We start from the raw sequence: 19,224 nt of genomic DNA, 5'->3' as shown, positions 1-19,224 counted from the left end.
CCATAAACCCGGGTAACGCAATTTTTATTATTACCAATTGTTTTGTATTATGTAAAAGCTGTAATTTGTTATTGCCTTTTAATTTTAAGGAGTGCCCATAAAGGATGAAGGAGATTATTGACATTGTTGCCGCTTACGACGAAGCGTTTAAAGAGGGGAAAAAAACTGCGCTCGCTACTGTGGTGCAGGTCGAGGGCTCTGCCTATCGTCGCGCGGGTGCCCGGATGCTTATTACAGAAGACGGGCAACTTACCGGCGCAATTAGCGGCGGCTGCCTGGAAGGGGATGCTTTACGCAAGGCACGCATGGTGATATTACAGCAGGAGCCGTTGCTTGTTACCTACGACACCCGCGACGATGACGATGCCAAATTGGGAGTTGGCCTGGGTTGCAATGGTCTTATCCATATCCTCATAGAACCTATAAATGACCAGCTTCATAATCCTGTCAGTTTATTAAAAAAGATCATTAATAATCGAAGTCATGCCGTGCTTGTTACTATTTTTTCGACAGCGGATAGAAAAACAAAGCAGCCGGGTACTTGTATTTGCTTGATGGATAATGGTAAAATAACCACCCGGGCGGAAAATCTGCCCTATTATCACGATCTTTTTAACGACGCTTTAAGTGTTTTGGAAAACCAGCGATCCGAAACTATGTATTATCGCGATGGCATCGAATACACGGCTTTTGTGGAGCATGTGAAGCCATTGATATCCCTGGTGATCATTGGCGCGGGAAACGATGCTGTTCCGTTGACAAAGATCGCTTCTGTTTTAGGCTGGGATATTACAGTGATCGACGGGCGCCCTTCCTACGCCGAACCTGCGCGATTCCCCTTAGCAAAAAAAGTCATAGTGTCCAAACCGGAACAGGCACTGTCACATATCATAATAAATAAATGGACAGCCTTTGTGCTGATGACACACAATTACAATTACGAGATAGCTTTATTGAAAGAATTATTACCAATGCAACTACCCTATATCGGTATCCTGGGCCCCAAAAAGAAATTGGAACGTATCCTGGGTGAATTAGAGGAAGGTGGTGTGCAGATCACCGACGACCAGTTAAGCCGGATCTATGGCCCGGTTGGGCTGGACATAGGCTCCGAAGGGCCGGAAGAGATCGCATTGTCGATTGTTGCCGAAATTAAGGCAGTATTGTCATCAAGAAATGGCTGCTCATTAAAGCTCAAGGACACCCCTATTCACAATACCGATTTAAAATTATCGTAATAATGACCGGGCTTATTATTCTTGCTGCAGGCTGCTCATCAAGGCTTGGCGAACCGAAACAAAACCTTGTATTCGAGGATAAAACCCTGCTGCAAAGGGCCATCGATGCCGGAGTTGGTTCCGGCTGCAATCCTATTTTTGTTGTGTTAGGTGCGAATGCCGGCGATATCGTTCCTGTTATCAGCGGACAGGACGATATTCTGATCATCATTAACCCCGGTTGGCAGGAAGGGGTCGCTTCGTCGATACGAACCGGCTTAACCGAAATTGAGAGAGACGATCATATCAGTAATGTTATCGTTATGCTTTGTGACCAGCCTTTTGCCGATGCGGCACTTCTGGAAAAACTGATCCTGACGAAACAGCAGTCAGGCAAAAAAATTGTCGCTTGCAGCTACGCAGGAGCCGTAGGCGTGCCCGTTTTATTTGATAGAATATTATTTGCGAAGCTGCAGAAGCTGCATGGAAAAGATGGGGCAAAAAAAATCCTGAAAGACCAACCGAATGATATCGCAACCGTTGAATTTAGCAAGGGCGCTATCGATATCGACACAAAAGACGACTACGACCATTTGCTGTCGCACGCCGACTGACCTTAATTCGAATGAGTTTTCTTGTCGTAATATGATTTAAAGAAAAACTTCTTATTCAGCCATGAATTAAGATAAACACTGCCGACACCCACTACTGCGCCGCCGATCACATCACTCGGATAATGCTTCCCAAGATACATACGTGAATACCCGACCGAGCCGGCCCATAGATAAGCCGGTACTGTGATATACCATTTTTTATATTGAATACTTAGTTCAGCCGCTGTAGAAAAAGCAAGGCTGGTATGGCCTGATGGAAAGGATTGACCGTGTACAGGTGCACTAGGGAAAACGAGGTCGGGATGCGCATCACCCGGCCGTGTACGATTGACAGCCTTTTTAAGGCCCTCCATAACCACCGAGCTTAAGACAAAGCCGGTAACTATTTCATATGATTGGTATTTTGCATGCTCGTCGCCGGATGTCAGACCATAAATAAGGGACCCGCCAACCAAAACTGTCGGAGCAACGTAGGCCGATAAACTCGTGGCTTTCCAATATTGTGAAGTAGGGTAACGCGGATTTATGCTTTCGAGTATTCTGAGGTCGAGACCCTGGGCAGACAATTTGACACTCAGAAGCGTCAGTACAAATATGATTGGGGTAATGAAAACTCTTCTAAAATTCAATGGAACTGCTCTAATTGTGATAAATTTCTGTATTATAATACCATGGAACGATATTGGACGTCCGTATGCCAGGGCAAATTTAAAACATACTTAACATCATTCTAACATTTTTATTGTGCGTACATTTCAATCGATGCTTTTTTGTAGATTTCTACGCCAAAAAAAGGGCAGATCACACCGATATTTGCCCACCAGTTGAAAAATGAAAAATATCCGGAAAATCTGTATTCTTTTTGTAGTCCTTTTAAATGTATTTACACTTAAGGCACAAGACCGCACCTTTTCGCTACGTAAGGGCGTAATCATTAGCCATTCCGTGATCATCAAAAAGAAAGTCTATCACTTTAACCATACCGACTCATTGTACCAGGCTCCGGTCGTAATTGAGGGCGATAATATAACTGTAGATTTCAATGGTTCGGTAATCGACGGTTCGTTGGAAACCGCATACCCGGACAGGTTTACCGGTACAGGTGTTATTATTAAAAGCGGGAAGAACATCACAATAAGAAATCTGATAGTTAAGGGTTTTAAAGTAGGCCTGATGGCGAAGGGTATAAACGGGCTTACTATATCTAATAGTGATTTCAGCTATAACTTCAGGCAACATTTGAATAGTAACCGCGAACGCGAGGACCTGGCCGACTGGCAAAGCTACCACCATAACGAGAAAGATGAATGGCTACGGTTTGGAGCGGGGATCTATTTGAGAAATTGCGACAGCACTGATGTACATGACAATACAATTATCGAAGGGCAATGCGGGCTAATGATGACCGGTTGCAATAGAGGCCTGATTTATAACAACAATTTCTCTTTTAACTCGGGAATCGGGATCGGGATGTACCAGAGCAGTAACAACCGTGTACTTTATAACAAGCTTGATTGGAACGTGCGCGGGTTTAGTGATGGTATATATTACCGGGGACAGGATTCGGCGGGCATCCTTGTATTTGAGCAATGCGACAATAATATCTTTGCCTGGAATTCTGTAACCCATTCGGGCGATGGGTTCTTTCTATGGGCTGGCCAAACGACGATGGACACCGGCGATGGCGGCTGCAACGACAATCTGCTTTTCTCGAACGATTTTTCCTACGCCCCTACAAACGGTGTCGAGCTTACCTTCAGTCGGAATAAAATGATAAATAACATTATACATGATTGTTGGCATGGTGTATGGGGCGGATTTAGTTATAATACCATTATTGCCAATAATGACTTTGCAGGCAACATGTCCTCAATTGCGATAGAGCATGGGAAAGATAACATCATTGATCAGAATCACTTTACCGGCGAAAAGACCAGTATTGAATTATGGTCGAACCCTAAAAGGCCGAAAGACTTTGGCTACCTGCAAAAAAGAGATACCAGGAGCATCAACTACAGCATCAGGAACAACGCTTTTACCGATGTGAAGAATGTTTTCAATATCAATAATACAGATAAAGTACTGATAGAAAATAATAAAATATCGGGCAGCTCTTTACAGCAAAAATTTGACACAACGGTAAATGACCTGGAATTTGATAAAACGGGCGACCGTGCAAAACCAACTATCGACAGCGGGTATTTTCCTAAACCGGCCGGAATTACAAACGGGCAAAATACGCGTTTACCTGGGGGGCAACTTCAAGGGAAAAAATATATTATGATGACCCAATGGGGGCCTTACAGTTTTAAATATCCTATAGCGTGGCGGAATAAAACTGATAGTTCAGGTAAAATAAGTTTAGATATGGCAGGCCCTACAGGTAAGTGGAAGATCATCAGCGCAAAAGGGGTTACACAGCCGTCATCAACTTCAGGTACCGTGCCTGGGAGTCTCATCGTCCAAGGGGATACAACTGCGCTGGCCGATATCGACATTCAATTTGAATATACCGGCGAGGCCGTTACTTCGACGTTCGGAGCAAAATACAAAACAGGGCAGCCTTACCGCTTCCATTACAGGCAATTTGATATCCCCTATAAATGGGAAACAAAATGGTTCGTGTTTGACACGACAAACGAACCGTTGAAAAACGAGGCTAAATTCAGGCAGCTATTGGCTGGCCAACCAGTTAAAACAACACAGGGACCTGACTTAAGCACGGTATTTGGAAAAGGCTTTGGTAAAAACATTGCAAGGGAGAAGATAGCAACGGTTTCCACATCAGTTATCAATGTGCCGCAGGGGCTTTATAGGATCGGGATTAGTGCATCGGAGATGGTGAGGGTTTACATCGACGATAAACTGGTGGTAGAGAACTGGGACCCCTCAAAGCTCATTTACGACGCCGATTATCACCGCGATGCGGTAGTAACGTTAAAAGGTCTCCATACTATCCGTGTAGAACAGGCTCAATACAGCGATTATGGTATGCTAAATCTTATTATTCAGCCTGTATATAAAGAAAAGTGATACTTGCAGGTTCAAATGAAAAAAGCCTTCAGATTTATCTGAGGGCTTTTCTGTGATAATTGAAGATCTATATGATCAATTATTTTACTCTGGAGCTTTTTTGAGGTACCAACGGTACTATTATAATAGCTATCAAAAGGGCAACCTCTAATACAGTTATCATGTTTTGTTATTATATATTAAATAAAACCATTTACAGCGTGGGCGCTAACCAGTTACGGGACGTAGTGCCTCGGTTCGATTACCGCTAAAAACATGCCATTTCAAAAATTCATTTTCTTTGAAAAAATTTACAAAAAAGGGAAATTACAAGAAATAAAAATTCACTTTGAAAAAAAACCGAACGGCAAAAAAATTTTAAACAGAAATTTTGGCGACGAAAAAAAATACGACAAAATGATTAAGAAATTCCTTTTTAAAAAAAATGACCAATAACTGAAAAAAAATGTCGGGTTTTATGAAAAAATGGAGCCGAATTAGCAAAAAAGAAGACCGCATGCCCTCATTTACCAGTTAAACATCAAAAAATCGTTCTTTTTTTCTATCTTTTTAAAAAATCAAGTATGATTTTTTGCAGTTTCCATCCCGGAAGCAAAAATGAAATAACATTTGACATTTTGTCATCTTTCAATTTTTATGCCAAGATGGCATAAAAATCCACATTGAAATCACTGACAATTTACTGCCAAAATGACAAACAGCACAAAATCGTGGTAAATTATCCCGTTTTCACCCCATGCCAAATTCCAAAGCCCGCAAACGGCGTCTAAATAACGTTCAGCATCTTTTGAGTAGCCTTGATGGCTGAAACGGTCTGATCACTATCGAGTCCGCGGGTTTTAAATTCCTTTCCACCATACTCCCATGTAATGATCGTTTCGCAAAGTGCATCAGATTTACCGCCGGGGGGGATTCGTACGGCATAATCCGTCAGCATAGGCAGTATAAGTTTCTTTTTCTGGTAGATCACTTTCAACGCATTCATAAAAGCATCGTATTGACCATCGCCTTGCGCATGCTCCTCGAATGTTTCGCCGTTTACATTGATCCGTAGGGTAACCGACGGCCTTAAATTTTTGGAGTGGGTAAGTACATAATTTTCTACATGTACCTTCTCTTCTATTGCATCGCTATCCAGTACATCAGAAATAATATAAGGCAAGTCGGATTGGGTTACTGTTTCCTTCCTGTCGCCTAATTCAATGATCTTTTGGGTTACCTTTTTCAGATCGGCATCAGAAAGGCGTATACCCAACTGCTGCAAATTATTTTCAATATTCGCCTTACCACTCGTTTTGCCCAGCGCATATTTACGCGTGCGGCCGAAACGTTCGGGCATCAGGTCATTAAAATACAGGTTGTTCTTCTTGTCACCGTCTGCATGTATACCGGCAGTTTGGGTAAACACATTTTCGCCCACTACTGGTTTATTAGCAGGGATTCGAAAGCCTGAAAATGTTTCCACTAGCTTACTTACCGAATAAAGCGAGCCTTCATCAACAGATGTTTTTACATCCTTCACAAAATCATTCAAAACAGCTATGGTGCTTGCCAGTGGGGCATTTCCCGCACGCTCGCCCATACCATTGATGGTAAGGTGCAAGCCTTTCACCCCGGCATTTACGGCTTCCAGTACATTGGCAATGCTTAGGTCGTAATCATTATGCGCGTGGAAATCGAAATGGATATCCGGGTATTTTTCAATTATCTCTTTTAAATATTCGCGGGTTTCCGATGGTATTAATACTCCCAGGGTATCAGGCAACAATATTCGCTTGACGGGTTGCGTGACCAAAAATTCAAGATATTGGAACACATAATCCTTAGAATGACGCATACCATTACTCCAATCCTCCAGGTATACGTTGCAGGCTATACCATTTTGCGCGGCATACGCTATCACCTCGCTCACCTCTTTAAAATGCTGTTCAGGGGTTTTCTTTAACTGGTATTTCAAATGGTTCATGGAACCTTTCGTCAGCAGGTTCATCACCTTTGCGCCTGCTTTTACCATCCAATCAACCGAAGTTGTGCCATCGACGAAGGTCAGCACTTCGATCTTATCGATAAAACCATTTTCAGATGCCCAATCCGTGATCTTTTTCACTGCCTGGAACTCCCCTTCCGATACCCTGGCCGAGGCTATTTCGATGCGGTCGACTTTGACTTCTGTGAGTAGCAGCTGGGCTATGGTCAGTTTTTCGGAAGCAGAAAAAGATACGCCGCTGGTTTGTTCACCATCCCTTAGCGTGGTATCCATTATTTCGATGTGGCGTTGCGATTTGGTCATTATAGTTTAAACAGGCTTTGTGCGCAAATATTTGAATGCGAACAATATAAATTTTAACAGGAGTGCAATAATCGGAAAAACAAGCGTAAATCGGTAATATTTTGTGAAAAACCTTAAAGACTATGGGATAGGTGGATTTTTAAATATTGCTTTCCAAAAAATTATTTATTGAATAACTTATAAATAGCTTATATTTAATAAATTATAAACCAACCTTAATCTCATGGACTTCAAAGATCAAATTCTACAGCTTGCCGTACGTGCTGAAAAAATGCTCCCACAAATACAAACAGAAGAAGCAACTAAGAACGCGTTAATAATGCCGTTTATCCAAATCATGGGTTACGATGTGTTTAATCCATTTGAAGTAAACCCCGAGTTTGTTGCTGATATTGGGATTAAAAAGGGAGAAAAGGTTGATTATGCTATAATGAAAGATGGAGAACCGGCTATTTTGATCGAGTGTAAGCACCACCTCGAAAATCTTGACCCACATAATTCGCAGCTATTTCGATATTTTCATACAACCAAAGCAAAGTTTGGCTTGCTTTCTAATGGTATGACCTATCGTTTTTATACAGATCTGGTCGAAAAAAATAAAATGGACACTACGCCATTTTTTGAGTTCAAATTGAGTGAAATAAAGGAAGTAGAGATAGCCGAGCTAAAGAAATTTCATAAGTCATATTTCGATGTAGAAAACATAACAAATACGGCTAGTGAACTTAAATACCTTAACGAGCTAAAAATCATTTTAAATAAAGAGATTAACGCGCCGTCCGAGAATTTCATCGCATTCTTCACTAAACAAGTTTACCCTGGTGTACTAACGTCAAAAATCAAGGAGCAATTTACTCCGATAATTAAAAGGTCATTCGCTCAATTGATTAATGATATAATAAATGACCGACTAAAATCAGCATTAAACCAAGAAAAGCAAAAAGACGCCCAGGAAGCAATAAAAATTGAAGAGGCGCAGGAAAACGCACAATCCAACATTGTTACTACCGAAGAAGAGCTTGAAGGATTTTATATAGTCAAATCAATATTGAGGCAATCAATAGATGCAAAAAGGATCACATATAGGGATGCCCAATCTTATTTTGCTATTCTTCTTGACGACAATAATAGAAAAACTATCTGCCGTTTGTACCTTGATCATAAAAAGCATCTTGCCATACTTGATGAAAGTAAAAAGGAAATTAAGTATGAGATTAGTGGGATTGATGAAATATATAAGTATGGAGATATTTTAATAAAAACAGTCGAAAGGTTAAATAAAAAATAAATAGTGATTTAATAACTGTGCTATTTATTAAAGGGCTAATCATCTTTATTTAATAGAATAATTATATCCTTCCAATACATCCAATGCTGGTTCAGCTTTTCAGCGCCAAGTGAGGCATAAAACTTCCGGGCGATATCGTTTCCTGGATCGACGCATACTTTTTGTACGTCTTGTTCACCAAACCATGCAGCCAATACCAGGGCCAATTGGCTTGCGATGCCTTTTCTGCGATAACCGGTAGTTACATCTATCCATTGCAGTTCACCTTCACAATCGAGTCGCGCTGTCAGGTGGCCCGCGATGAAACCGACAATCTTATCCCCATCCGTCGCTACGAAAGCAGCGCGTGCTGCCAACGCCTTTTGCGGGTGATGTGTGCCATTTAAATAACCTGTTATCCGTGGCATCCAGTAATCCGCCTCGCCCCAGGTTTCCGAACGCAGCCTGGCTAACGCCGGGATATCGGCGTTAGTCGCGATGCGGTAGTTTATTTCCATCAATAGAATTTCAATGAATTCCCCGGCGAAATGTGATCAACCTTTACACCCGGTATATTTTTGTCCAGCCACTCCAACATAAATTGGGAACCGGGCTCTTCACTGGCAATATGGCCCAGCACCACCAAATTGATATTATCACCTTTGGCCCTTGCATCGCGTACATATTCGGCAGTTTCCCATTCGGATATTTCGCCGCAGAATAAAACGTTTGGTTTTTCTTTACTGATCGTTTCGATCTGGCGCTGGCCGCCGGCGGCTCCCGGCATAAATATTACCCGCCTGCATGGAGCCGAAAGATCGCCGATGTATCTTACCGTATCAATACGCAATACTTTTTTAGCATGGCTTATCAATTCGTGAAGCGGAGTGCTGGACATGGTGAGGATATTAGGTATATCCTTATCAGCGTACTGATCCCAGTCCAGCAGCTTTAGCGCAGCAGTTGTGACCGGATCAGGGTTCATTGTGTGTATATAATCGTGGTTACGCCAAACAGCAATATTATGTTCCTTTAACAAGTTGGCTTTGTATTGATAAACATCATCGTCCTTTAGCCAATCGGTGTTGTCCGTATGATTATAGAAAGTTGGTTCGTGAGCGATAATAAAATTCGCGCCCAATTTTATCGCTTTCTCAATAAGACCGATGGTTGCAAACATGGTAGTTACTATGCCGGTAACTACGGTATCCGGGCTGCCTGATTTCAGCGTGTCAACAGTATTACTTTTTACCCCGCCGGGCACCTGGCTGATAAACTTATCCATGATCTGCCTGACGGTGTACGCGCCATCGGGTTTAAAAAATCCGGCGGCGGTACTCATTTGCGGGATAGATAAAGCGACTGCTCCCACCCCGGCTATCAAAGCGGAATCACGGATGAATTTACGGCGGCCTGGATTGTTTTCAGCTGCATTGTTTTCGGTTGACATCATGTTTTGTTTTTGATCAAATATATTATTTTAACAACGAACTGCTTTCCGCATCAAGAAACAACGCCGACCCTGAATGCTGACGTAATATCGATGCCGGAACGAGTTCATTAACGCTATTATATAAGGTATGTTGCACCGCTTTCGCTTTGTTTTTGCCCGGAACCATGCAGTAAATATGCTTGCCGGCCATCAAAGCCGGAATAGTTAGTGTGATGGCATGGGTTGGCACTTTTTCGAGAGCCGCAAAACAACCGTCGTTCACTTGCTGCTGGCGGCAGGGCTCGTCCAGGTCAACGACCTTAACTTGTAACGGATCGTTAAAATCAGCCACATGCGGGTCGTTAAAAGCAATATGCCCGTTCTCGCCTATACCCATGCAAACGATGTCGGGTGGATTTTGATAAAGCAAGTCAGCATATCTCTGGCATTCAGCCCGGGGATCGGGGGCATTTCCATTAATGTAATTGACTGAACGGAATGGCAAATGGCCGAATACTTTTGCTTTTAAAAAAGCCCCAAAGCTTTGTGGCGCATCATCGGGCAGGCCGATGTATTCATCCATGTGGAATGCGTTTACACGGCTCCATTCTATGTCTTTACGTTCGACCAATGCCTGCAGGAATTCATTTTGAGACGGCGCCGCAGCAAAGATCATGTTGACAAATTGCTGCCGCGAAAGCAGTTCGATGAGTTTTTGGCAAACGATAACAGCGGCATCATTACCCATATCCGGCTTGGCCTTATATATCCTGACCGTTAATTCGTCTATCTTAACTTCCCGGTGCATGCTTATCAAACATTATTTTACCATTAACCATCGTTTTGCTAATATTAATATTGTCATCAAAGAATATTATGTCGGCGTCCTTCCCCACTTCCAGCGAACCCTTTTTGTTATTAATTTTCATGATACGCGCCGGGGTATGCGAAGCCATGCAAATGGCCTCAATCAACGGAACATCTGCCATTTTAACCATGTTGCGAACCAACTGGTCAAAGGTGGCTACACTGCCTGCAAACGATTGGCGGTCGGGCATTTTGGCCACGCCGTCCTCTACAATAACTTTCGCGCCATTTTTCAGTCCGCCCAAAATACTTTCGCCAGGTGGCATACCCGCAGCGCGCATGGCATCGGTTATCAGAGCTGTTCGCGTCGGGCCCTTTATTTTATAAATAAGCTTTAACAATGGCGCGGGAAGATGTATGCCGTCGGCGATGATCTCCACATCCATATCATCGATCAGGTAAGCGCTTTCAACTACCCCGGCATAACGATATGCATTCCGTCGGGTAACCCCCGACATGGCCGAATAAAAATGTGTAGCCAGCGAATATCCTGCTTTAAACGCTTCTATCACTTCCTCATAAATAGCATCGGTATGGGCAATGGCAGGCAGAACGCCGTTCCTGACCATGTAACTCCCGAATTCGATCGCACCTTTCAGTTCGGGCGCGGCACTCCAGCGTTTGATAAATTTTGATTGGGATAATATTTCGTGGTATTCCTTCGGATCAGGATCTCGGATATAACGCGGGTCCTGCGCACCACGCTGGCTCATGGCAAAATACGGGCCCTCCAAATGGATACCCATAAATTGTGCACCGGCGATGTTTAACTTGTCAGCTTCTTCGTAAACTTTTAAGGTATCTAACAGATCGGTTTTTTCGCAGGACAAAGTTGTAGGAAACATCGCCGTTGTGCCATGTCGGGCATGCATTTTGGCGATCTCCAGGTAACCGGTGGCCGAGTTATCCATAAAATCATGCCCGCCGCCTCCATGGACATGAATATCAACAAAACCAGGCGAAACGTATTGTCCTTTGGCATCGATAATAGCAGCATCGGGCGCATCTATCTTGCCTTCAGATACAACCGTGATTCTGCCGTCGTAAACCAATACGCTTCCATTATCAAAAATTTTATCACGGGCAATAACACGGCCGTTTAAGATGAGTTGTGTGGCGGTCATTTTTGACGGGATAACCTATTATACAATAACTCTGCTTTAGCATTACGAAGTTCGCTTTCTTCCTGCAATTCACCAGGGTATAAATAGTCCTGGTTCAGTTGTTCAAAAGCCGCATCGAGCCTGGCCTGGCGATTCATAAGGTCTTTCAGCTTATCAAGCACTACCGGTATCTCAGCGGGGTCAAACGATGGTGAATTCACTCTCGATTCAATGAATTCATAACTTAAATAATGTAAACGAATAGTCATCATCAGTCCATATTGCTTAAACTCTTCCTGATTTTTTGTGGGATTTAACGAATTGAATACATTTAGCGCATTTCCTGCTTCAGCCAGCAACTGTTCAACCGACATTGAGGCTGGCGATATTACTTTGCCCTGCATTACCTGGTATTGCGGTGTCTTTAAAGCATGCCAGAACTCAACCGCCTGGTCCTCGTTCAAACCGTAGTTATCAATTGCGTATCTGGTGACAAATCCATCTATGTCCAACGGTTTTTCCGATTTCAGACTTTCAGCGTAAGCCGCCAAAAGCATGTTAAAACCGCTGATCGGGTACACGTGCCTGATGGCATACAGATCAAGAAGGTTTTCATCCGTTTCCCAAACTGAAGAATAGGCGCCGGAGGTCGACCATGAGGTCATGATCATGCCTTTGTACCCCAGCTTACGGCAGGCCGGCACAAAATCGCGGATGTTTTTGAAATGTTTTTCCCATTCCGTCAGGAAATAGTTATCCGGGTGTGAACGCAGGGCAGGTGCACCCCAAATCTCGAAACCACTTTCCACTAGTTTTTTATGCTCGCCGAAGTTATTCATATCCCAACCGTAGTTCCAATCCACCAGGATGGTTCCTTTAGGTAGCAGTTTGATAGCCTCCGGGTATTTCAGTGCGATATCAGCCCACATCACCGGGCGCTTACCAAGTTTGATCACGATGTTGCATAACATCCTGATGTAGTCGATGTATAATTTGGATTTACCTTCTTCAGCAACCTTTTTCTGGCATCTCGCATCATGGCCTAAAAGATAAGTTTCGTCCCCGCCGATATGGATGTATTTCGAAGTATGCGTTGATGCCAGTTCGGTATAAAGATCAGTAAATAGCAGGCTGTCCTGTTTAGTTTGAAGCGGGCAAACCTGCGAATAATCCTTCTGGTCCTCACGCAGATCTTTGTACTTTTCGTTCCGCAATATATACTCTACATGCCCGAAACTTTGCTGTAGGGGGATAACATCAATGCCTAAGCCATTACAATATTGTATAAAATCGACTATTTCTGCTTTAGTGTAGGCGTACCGGTTTGGAATAAGCGGGTGCTTTTCAAAGGGGTATGTTCCCTCCCACTCCATGATCAATGTATTCATGCCGTTTTGTTTCAGCTTCAGCGCGAACTGCTTTAGGGCAGGCATTGGCATTACCTGTATACGCAGATCGAGATGGAAACCTTTTACCGCGAAATCGTGCGTTTGGGCATAATTACTTTGGGCATACGCAAGCATAACGAGTAAAAGCAAAAGACATTTTTTCATAGCGAAATGGTTTACGCTATAAAATTAAAAGTTTATGGTAAACTCTGTCTGCCGCGGTGCCACTGTTTTTAAGGAAAATTCAAAAGCGTGATTGACCAGTATCTCACGAACCAGTGTAAGACCTATGCCTTGTCCGTCTTTTTTAGTGGTGAAGAAAGGCGTGAACAACTGCTCACTTTGTTCGCGGCTTATGCCTTTGCCGGTATCGCTGATAATTAATTGCCTTGGCATCAGGTTTACAGAGAGCTTCACTTCGCCGTTTTCACCAATCGCCTCGATGGCATTTTTAACGATATTGATCAGCACTTGTTCCATTTGCTGTTCGTCAGCGGAGATATTAACGGGCATAGGGTTCAATTGAGCAATCAATTTGACGTCCTTTTCAGATGCCCGAAGTTCCATCAGCGTAACTACTGATGTAACCAGCTTGTTCAGGTCGATGAGTTTACGATTTGGCTCAGGCAGCTTAACCAGGTCGGCAAAGTTGCGTATGAAAAGATTAAGGTTCTGGTTGCGGTCGAGACCCACGCCGAGCGCATCCTTCAAGTCGTCGGAATGGTGTCCATCCCATAGTTTATCGGTTTTTAAGGCAGATTGTATAATAGAATTTACCGGTCCGATGGTGTTATTCACCTCATGCGCCATCATACGTATCACCTTACCGTACACATTCTTTTCTGCGGCAAGTATTTCAGCCGTAAGTTCCTCTATCATGATAAAATCGCGTGCGAAACCGCGATCGATAAAATGTGACCGCTGCAGGCGATAAGTGGTAGCCCCGTTAAGCTTAAATATTTTTGAATCTCCTGGCTTCACCATTTTGATATGCTTAAGGAACTCATCCGGCAAATATTCAACTGAAAGTTTCAGCAACTCCTTTTCGTTAACATTGAGTATAGTACAAGCTTTGGGGTTGATCTGGTGAATATTGTTATCGTAATCCAAAATAATGATACCTGTGGGAGAAGTATAAATCAACTTTTCAAGAAAAAAATGCTGCTGTTCCTGTATGGTACGTTCGGTACGCAGGTGGTCGATCATTTCGTTATACACGCCTATCAACTGGTCGACCTCACGTTTACCCGTTGGGACAAATTTTACATTAAAATCTCTGTCACGGATAGCCTCAATGCCCTGCATCAGTGACTTTAGTGGCTGGATCAACTGGCGATACAAATTCCACGCAATGATCAGCGAGATTATAACGAAAACCTCCGATATGATAAAAAATACCAGGTCTTTTTCAAGAATATAGTAGCTAAGCACCAGCACAATGAGGTGCAGGATAACAACAAACAGGATGTACTTAGTCCTCAGCTTCATCAAACGGTATCTGGTATTTTTCGAGCCTGCGGTATAGGGCGCTCCTGGTAAGGCCTAATGATTTTGCGGCCTTCGCTATTTTGTTGTGATGAAATTCAAGCGCGCGTTTGATCATCTCGACTTCCATCTCCTCCAGGGTCACCACTCCCACTCCCGGCATTTGCAAATTACCTTTTTTTACTGGTGATAGTTCCAGTTGCGACCGAAAATCTTCAATATCGAGCACATCCTTTTTGCTGATGAGGATAGAACGCTCCACCAGGTTTTTCAACTGGCGGATGTTGCCTGGCAAAGGCAGGGTTTGCAGCCACTTCATTGTGCTGACCGATACCGTTAACCCGGGGCGATTGTATATTTCTTTCAGGTTATTGATAAAGAAATTCACTAGCAAAGGGATGTCCTTCGGGCGCTCCCGCAAAGCGGGTAAATAAACTGTGATCAGGTTTATGCGGTAAAGCAGGTCTTCTCTAAAGCTTTGACGATCAACCAGTTCATTCAGATTTTTATTAGTGGCACACACTACCCGAACGTCAACTGTTTTTGTGCGGCTGCTGCCCAATACTTCATAGGTACGATCCTGTAATACCCGAAGCAATTTCACCTGGCTACCGGCATCCAGTTCGCCTATTTCATCCAAAAAAATAGTGCCCTTATTCGCCATTTCGAAACGTCCCATCCTGTCAAACCTTGCATCCGTAAACGCTCCCCTGATATGCCCAAACATCTCACTTTCAAATAAGGAAGTCGAGATGCCGCCCAGGTTAACTTTAATAAAAGGCTTATTTCGCCGCAAACTGTTTTGATGGATGGCTTCTGCTATCAATTCCTTCCCTGTTCCGCTTTCACCCATCACCAGCACAGAAGCGTCCGTGCCCGCAACCCGCCCGATGGTTTCCAATATATCCAGCATTTTCGGGTCTTCGCCTATGATATGCTGAAAGTTATACTGGCTATCCAATTGTTTTCGGGTGCTGTGTTGCACCTTTTGACCCTGAAGGTCGAGCAGTGTTTTTACTGATTGCAGCAAATGATCGTTATTCCAGGGCTTATTAATAAAATCATTGGCGCCAAGTTTCATGCCTTTTACTGCCAGTTCGATGCTACCCCAGCCTGTTATCAATATCACCGGTATCGCCGGATCGATCTGTCTGATCCTGGACAGCAAGCTCATACCCTCCTCACCAGAAGTAGCGATGGAAAAATTAAGATCGAGTATGATCAGTTCCGGATGTCGTTTTTTGATGATGGTTAAAGCTTCACCAGGCACGGGTGAATCAGCAACCTCGTAACCTTCGCTTTTTAAAAGCAATTGCAACGAGGTACGTACGGCAATATCATCATCAATTATCAGTATCATATTACAAACGCAAGTATAAGCAAATGGTTATTCTTCGTGGAGCGCCACCGCCGGGTAAATTGCTGCAGCCTGTTTACCCGGATATAAGGCGCAAACCGTGACCAGCAAATAAATAAATATGATCGACAGTATAAGCGCGGCAATATAAATCCCTGCTTCAAGGTTGAACACATTCAGGAGCGGAAACTGAATCGCAAAGAAAGTACCGATTATAAGGGAGAACGTGGTCAGCACCAGCGCTTCCGAAACTAGCTGCGATGACACCGACTTTGCAGTGGCCCCAATGGCCCTGCGCAAACCTATTTCGCCGCGACGTTTATTAATGTTGTACCAAAGTACGCCGAACAATCCCATCGCCACGTTAATGATCAAAAAGCAAGCGACGATCGATGTGACGATCATTGGTATAAGGCTCCATAGGTTGGCGCTTTTGCGCTTGTTTGCCATATGCTCTATCTCGACGTTCGAATCCTTCATATAATTAGCCATCGTCTTATATAGTTTGCTTTCAAATGCAGCATCGGCGCCCGGCGTCACCCTGATCATGATCTTACCCAGCCAATGGAATGATCCGGTATCGATCCTTTTATAAATAGCCGGACGGGCCAGCGCATAATCCCCACCTGCTTTTACTCCCTGTACCACACCTATAATCCTGAGGCTGTTTTTTGCATCCCCCTCATCCATCAATTTCCCAACGGCTTCTTCAGAACCAAATAATTTATCCTTGAGTGAGGTATTGATGATGACCGGCGTTGTTTTTGCCATGCCATCTGCTTTTTCGAACCACCTGCCCTGCAGTACTTTAATATTCATCGTTTTCTTATAGTTATCATCCCCCGTATAATGGTCGGCATTGGCTGTGCCTCCTTTATAATGCACATCGCCGGTCCATTGGTTGTTCGAAAAAGGAATATTATCGCTGCAAAAACTTGCTTCCTTTACCAAAGGCATCGATCTGATAGTTCCCCTTAAATTTTCATAGAAAGTGTTCAATGAATCCGTATTTGTAGTTTTATAGGTATTGTTGTAGCTCACCGCCCACAAATCGTTATAATCAAATCCGATAGGCTTTTTGTAATTATTATAATAGTAAACGAAAAGTGTGAATACCGCGAAGATGACCAGGAACGAGACCAGCATCTCGGACATCAATAAAAAGTTTTGTTTCTTTTTATTCCAGATCAGTTTAAATAAATGCTTGAACATGATATATTGATTAAAATGATTTTAATTATTGCGCTTTTAATGCATTTACTACATTTAATTTGGACATGCGCCATGCCGGATAGACGCCCGACAGCAGCCCGAACAGCAAACAAACCAACAGGCCGATAAACAGCACGGTAAAGTTGATAGTGAGTTCGAGGTTGGCGATAAGATGCGCGCTATTAATAACCTGTAGGGCGATAAACGATAATACGATACCTATCAAGCCTCCAAGAAGCGTAAGAATGATATTCTCGACGATAAATTGATAGACCAGTGTTATAGAAGACGCACCGAAAGCTTTACGAACCCCGATCTCCGACGAACGCTCCATAATGCGGGTAATGTTGATATTGACAAGGTTAAGGGTAGGCAAAAGCATTACAATGACGGCAAATATGCTAATGGCCGTGATGGCGATAAATGTACCTGAATGCTTGTCGTCACCGGTATCAACATAGGCTTTGATATAGGGGTCGGCATGGCTGCTCACGTGGTCAAATTGCTTATCTTCAGGTTTGAGCCTTTTTATCATGTCCTCATATTCGTTATGCATTTTGTCGAGCTCTCCAGATGACTTGGCCAGCAGAATACCATAATACCCGCCGCCGTAACCCTTATTGTTTTTATATCCCTGGTCTTTGGCCACCGTATAAGGCAAATAGATATCGCTATAAAGCATATAACTGGTAATTGGCACATTTTTTACAACTCCAATTACCCTGTACTTCACATTGTCAGCCTCGATATACTGCCCCACTACCGATCCGGCATCGCCGAAATATTCCTTTTTCATATCGGCCGAAATGACAGCAACCTTGTCGGCGTTCTCAACTTCTTTCTTGCCAAATGGCTTCCCCTCAACAAAATCATATTCCAGTATTTCCCAATACTCAGCGTTGGTGTATTTGTAGTTTACCGCTATTTTTTTATTGTTCACATAGGTGTTTGTTCCGTTAAAGCCTGACGAAATGCCGATGCTAACAGGGGTTTTTAGGGTACGGGCGTAATGGTCTAAAAAATAAAAAGAAGGCGGTCCCGATTGCATGGTATTTTTCCCGGTTTGCGAAATGCGGGCGATATACAAAGAACGGTCGCGCTTTTTATCCGGATAATTATCGCCCACAACCTTATCAATAAATGCGGTAAGTACCAATAGGATGGTTAATGTAAAGCTGATACCAAACAAGCTGATAAAGGTGAAGAATTTTCGCCTCTTGAGTACCGCTATGGCTATTTTGAAATAATTTTTAAGCATGGCTTGAACTTTTTAAAGTGATTATTGAACCTGCGAACCATCAAATAACCGCACCAGGCGGTGAGTTTTGTGTGCCATATTTTCGTCGTGTGTTACCATCACAATGGTGGTGCCATCCTTTTGATTAAGCTGCATCAGTATGTCCATTATCTCGTTACCCATGGCGCTGTCAAGGTTACCGGTGGGCTCGTCGGCAAGGATAATTTCCGGTCTTCCAACTATCGCCCTTGCTATTGCAACACGTTGTTTTTGACCGCCCGACAGCTGGGTTGGAAAATGCTTTACACGGTTTGATAAACCCACTTTTGCCAAAGCTTCAGAAGCAAACTGCTTCCGTTCTTTGGCCGAGATATTGCGATAAAGCAGCGGCAGCTCCACATTATCCAATACCTGCAGATCGTTGATGAGGTGATAGCTTTGGAAAATAAAGCCCAATTTTTTATTGCGGAACTGTGCCAGTTGTTTATCGTTTAGCTTTTCGGTACTTTGATCGTCTATTTTTACTCCTCCCTTGGTGGGTGCGTCCAGCAAACCCATAATATTAAGCAGGGTACTTTTTCCGCAACCTGACGGGCCCATAATGGACAGGAATTCGCCTTTGGCTATATCAAGGCTTACACTGCTCAGCGCAAGTGTTTCAACTGTATCGGTGCGGTAAACTTTTTCGATGTTTTGTAAACTTATCATATTGTTGTTTTCTT

At 43.3% G+C, this 19,224-nt stretch carries 17 protein-coding genes; 5 read left to right on the top strand and 12 right to left on the bottom strand.

Going from position 1 to position 19,224, the window contains the following annotated elements; all coding sequences use genetic code 11:
• Positions 1 to 104: 104 nt before the first annotated feature.
• Complete coding sequence (locus VL525_RS03845; RefSeq protein ID WP_325383533.1) at positions 105 to 1,238, top strand: XdhC/CoxI family protein; 1,134 nt, start codon at positions 105 to 107, stop codon at positions 1,236 to 1,238.
• Between the two features lie 2 nt (positions 1,239 to 1,240).
• On the top strand, positions 1,241 to 1,831 hold the full coding sequence (locus VL525_RS03840) for a nucleotidyltransferase family protein (protein ID WP_325383531.1): 591 nt from the start codon (positions 1,241 to 1,243) through the stop codon (positions 1,829 to 1,831).
• A gap of 2 nt (positions 1,832 to 1,833) precedes the next feature.
• Here the strand turns inward: VL525_RS03840 and VL525_RS03835 are convergent, their stop codons facing one another.
• Complete coding sequence (locus VL525_RS03835; protein WP_325383529.1) at positions 1,834 to 2,460, bottom strand: phosphatase PAP2 family protein; 627 nt, start codon at positions 2,458 to 2,460, stop codon at positions 1,834 to 1,836.
• Positions 2,461 to 2,662: 202 nt separating this feature from the next.
• On the opposite strand from VL525_RS03835, the gene VL525_RS03830 reads away from it, so the two are divergent.
• Together VL525_RS03830 and VL525_RS03825 are read left to right on the top strand one after the other, a co-directional pair.
• On the top strand, positions 2,663 to 4,864 hold the full coding sequence (locus VL525_RS03830; RefSeq protein WP_325383527.1) for a right-handed parallel beta-helix repeat-containing protein: 2,202 nt from the start codon (positions 2,663 to 2,665) through the stop codon (positions 4,862 to 4,864).
• A 255-nt stretch (positions 4,865 to 5,119) separates the two neighbouring features.
• Positions 5,120 to 5,299, top strand: a complete 180-nt coding sequence (locus VL525_RS03825) for a hypothetical protein (protein ID WP_325383525.1) — start codon at positions 5,120 to 5,122, stop codon at positions 5,297 to 5,299.
• Positions 5,300 to 5,630: 331 nt separating this feature from the next.
• On the opposite strand, the gene VL525_RS03820 is transcribed toward VL525_RS03825, so the two are convergent.
• Positions 5,631 to 7,154 carry an alpha-isopropylmalate synthase regulatory domain-containing protein gene (locus VL525_RS03820; protein WP_325383523.1) on the bottom strand — a complete coding sequence of 508 codons (1,524 nt, stop codon included), beginning with the start codon at positions 7,152 to 7,154 and terminating at the stop codon, positions 5,631 to 5,633.
• Between the two features lie 223 nt (positions 7,155 to 7,377).
• Here VL525_RS03820 and VL525_RS03815 point away from each other — a divergent pair, with 223 nt between their 5' ends.
• Positions 7,378 to 8,442 (top strand): type I restriction endonuclease, encoded by a 1,065-nt coding sequence (locus VL525_RS03815; RefSeq protein WP_325383521.1) that lies wholly within the window; start codon positions 7,378 to 7,380, stop codon positions 8,440 to 8,442.
• 35 nt (positions 8,443 to 8,477) lie between these two features.
• Here the strand turns inward: VL525_RS03815 and VL525_RS03810 are convergent, their stop codons facing one another.
• The 10 genes from VL525_RS03810 to VL525_RS03765 are packed head-to-tail and all read right to left on the bottom strand — an operon-like array spanning position 8,478 to position 19,210.
• Complete coding sequence (locus VL525_RS03810; protein ID WP_325383519.1) at positions 8,478 to 8,939, bottom strand: GNAT family N-acetyltransferase; 462 nt, start codon at positions 8,937 to 8,939, stop codon at positions 8,478 to 8,480.
• Positions 8,939 to 9,874 carry a Nif3-like dinuclear metal center hexameric protein gene (locus tag VL525_RS03805; protein WP_325383517.1) on the bottom strand — a complete coding sequence of 312 codons (936 nt, stop codon included), beginning with the start codon at positions 9,872 to 9,874 and terminating at the stop codon, positions 8,939 to 8,941. Before VL525_RS03805 ends, VL525_RS03810 begins: the two co-directional genes overlap by 1 nt.
• Before the next feature lie 22 nt (positions 9,875 to 9,896).
• Positions 9,897 to 10,661: a glucosamine-6-phosphate deaminase gene (locus tag VL525_RS03800; RefSeq protein ID WP_325383515.1), complete on the bottom strand. Its 765-nt coding sequence runs from the start codon at positions 10,659 to 10,661 to the stop codon at positions 9,897 to 9,899.
• On the bottom strand, positions 10,645 to 11,844 hold the full coding sequence (nagA, locus tag VL525_RS03795) for an N-acetylglucosamine-6-phosphate deacetylase (RefSeq protein WP_325383513.1): 1,200 nt from the start codon (positions 11,842 to 11,844) through the stop codon (positions 10,645 to 10,647). Before nagA ends, VL525_RS03800 begins: the two co-directional genes overlap by 17 nt.
• Positions 11,841 to 13,376 (bottom strand): beta-N-acetylhexosaminidase, encoded by a 1,536-nt coding sequence (locus tag VL525_RS03790; RefSeq protein ID WP_325383511.1) that lies wholly within the window; start codon positions 13,374 to 13,376, stop codon positions 11,841 to 11,843. Before VL525_RS03790 ends, nagA begins: the two co-directional genes overlap by 4 nt.
• 24 nt (positions 13,377 to 13,400) lie before the next feature.
• Positions 13,401 to 14,699, bottom strand: a complete 1,299-nt coding sequence (locus VL525_RS03785; protein WP_325383509.1) for a sensor histidine kinase — start codon at positions 14,697 to 14,699, stop codon at positions 13,401 to 13,403.
• On the bottom strand, positions 14,683 to 16,056 hold the full coding sequence (locus tag VL525_RS03780; RefSeq protein ID WP_325383507.1) for a sigma-54 dependent transcriptional regulator: 1,374 nt from the start codon (positions 16,054 to 16,056) through the stop codon (positions 14,683 to 14,685). The genes VL525_RS03785 and VL525_RS03780 overlap by 17 nt, the downstream gene beginning before the upstream one ends.
• 27 nt (positions 16,057 to 16,083) lie before the next feature.
• Entirely contained in the window at positions 16,084 to 17,265 is a 1,182-nt protein-coding gene (locus tag VL525_RS03775; RefSeq protein WP_325383505.1) for an ABC transporter permease, read from the bottom strand.
• Positions 17,266 to 17,290: 25 nt separating this feature from the next.
• A complete protein-coding gene (locus tag VL525_RS03770; RefSeq protein WP_325383503.1) occupies positions 17,291 to 18,523 on the bottom strand; it encodes an ABC transporter permease in 1,233 nt (410 codons plus the stop codon).
• A gap of 21 nt (positions 18,524 to 18,544) precedes the next feature.
• Positions 18,545 to 19,210: an ABC transporter ATP-binding protein gene (locus VL525_RS03765; RefSeq protein WP_325383501.1), complete on the bottom strand. Its 666-nt coding sequence runs from the start codon at positions 19,208 to 19,210 to the stop codon at positions 18,545 to 18,547.
• Between the last annotated feature and the right edge of the window lie 14 nt (positions 19,211 to 19,224).

The sequence above is a fragment of the Mucilaginibacter sp. genome (assembly GCF_035492695.1).
In the GTDB taxonomy this organism is placed as follows: Bacteria; Bacteroidota; Bacteroidia; order Sphingobacteriales; family Sphingobacteriaceae; genus Mucilaginibacter.
This window is presented reverse-complemented; position numbering and strand designations above follow the sequence as displayed.